The sequence below is a fragment of the Kineococcus indalonis genome (genome assembly GCF_009906395.1).
Taxonomy (GTDB): domain Bacteria; phylum Actinomycetota; class Actinomycetes; order Actinomycetales; family Kineococcaceae; genus Kineococcus; species Kineococcus indalonis.
Map to the genome: position 1 here is coordinate 1 of NZ_JAAALM010000758.1, position 1370 is coordinate 1370.

Here is a 1370-nt window from a genome sequence, read left to right on the forward strand (position 1 = left end):
GGCTGGGGTGGCCCGGCCCGGTCCCCCGGCCGGGCCACCCCAGCCAGGAGGCAGATGTGAAGGGCGATCGCGTGGAGGTCGTCGTCGACGCCGGCGGCGACACCCGCACCTACCAGGTCGAGGCGACCCGCGCGGGCCGCCGCGTGGACGTCTCGCACGGGCGCGGGCTGGTCGAGGTCACCGAGGTGACCCGCGGCGGCACCCCGGTGCGCACCGCCCGGTTCATGGCCGGGCGCGTCATCGCGCTGGTGGAGCACCCCGCTCCGCGGCACACCGCCGAGGACGACGACGAGACGGTGACCCCGCTGCGCGTCACCGCGTGAGCGTGAGCACCCCCCGCCCCCGCGACCCGCAGCAGCGGTCGCGGGGGCTCCGCGCGCCCCGGTACCGGGCGGCGGCGGCGTTCGCGGTGCTGGCCGCCGGAGCGTCGGCGGCCGTGGCCACGGCCGGGCCGCCCGCGCGGCGGGTCGGCTGCGGGGAGGTCCTCACCGCCGACGTGCGCCTGGCCGCCGACCTGGAGTGCTCCGGCGCCGTCGGCCTGGTGGTGCGCGCGGACGGGGTCGACGTCGACCTCGACGGGCACCGGGTCACCGGGCCCCGCCTCACCGCGGACCTGCCCTCCGACAGCTACGGGATCTCCGTGGAGGCCCACGACGTGACGGTGCGCGACGGCCGCGTCGCCGGCTGGGACGTGGGGGTGCGCGTGGGCGTGGAGGAGCGCTGGAGCCCCCGCGAGCCCGGCACCGCCGAGCGGCGCGGGGCCCCCGGCAGCGCGCTGCTGCGCGACCTGCGCCTGGAGCTGGACGGCACCGGCGCCCTGACCGGGTCGGAGGGCACCGTGCTGCTCACCGGTTCCGTGCTGCGCGGCAACAACACCGGCGCCGTGGCCGCCGGGCGCCTGGTCGTCACCCGCACCAGCGTCGAGGGGAACTTCGCGGGCCTGACCGTCGAGTCGGGCGGCACCGCCCCGTCCCTGGCGCTGCGCTCCAGCCGCTTGCAGCACAACGACATCGCGCTGCTGTGCCGGCGCCCGGGGCTGGTCGTGCAGGGCAGCGCCTTCAGCACCAACGACACGGCCCTGCTCGCGGACGGCTGCGCGCCGTGGACGGTGCGCGACTCGCGCTTCGAGGGCAACGGCCGGCACCTGTGGCTGGACGGCTCCGGCCCGGCCACCGTGGCGTGCACCGTGTTCACCGGCTCCGCCGGCCCCGGCCCGGGTCCCACCGGCGCGCGGGAGGCCGACGGCGTGCGGGTGCGCCCGTGCCCGCCGCGGCTGCCCGGCGCGCCCGGCGCCGGGGCCGGCGAGGGCGCCCCGCCGCCCGTGCGGTTCACCCCCGCCCCCTGACCCCGGTCGGGGGTCCGGCCGGGGT

At 79.8% G+C, this 1370-nt stretch carries 2 protein-coding genes; both read left to right on the forward strand.

The window, feature by feature from the left end:
- Positions 1–56: 56 nt before the first annotated feature.
- Complete coding sequence (locus GTR00_RS20880) at positions 57–323, forward strand: hypothetical protein (RefSeq protein WP_166613440.1); 267 nt, start codon at positions 57–59, stop codon at positions 321–323.
- Positions 324–325: 2 nt separating this feature from the next.
- Entirely contained in the window at positions 326–1345 is a 1020-nt protein-coding gene (locus GTR00_RS20885) for a hypothetical protein (protein WP_166613441.1), read from the forward strand.
- The last annotated feature ends 25 nt before the right edge of the window (positions 1346–1370 follow it).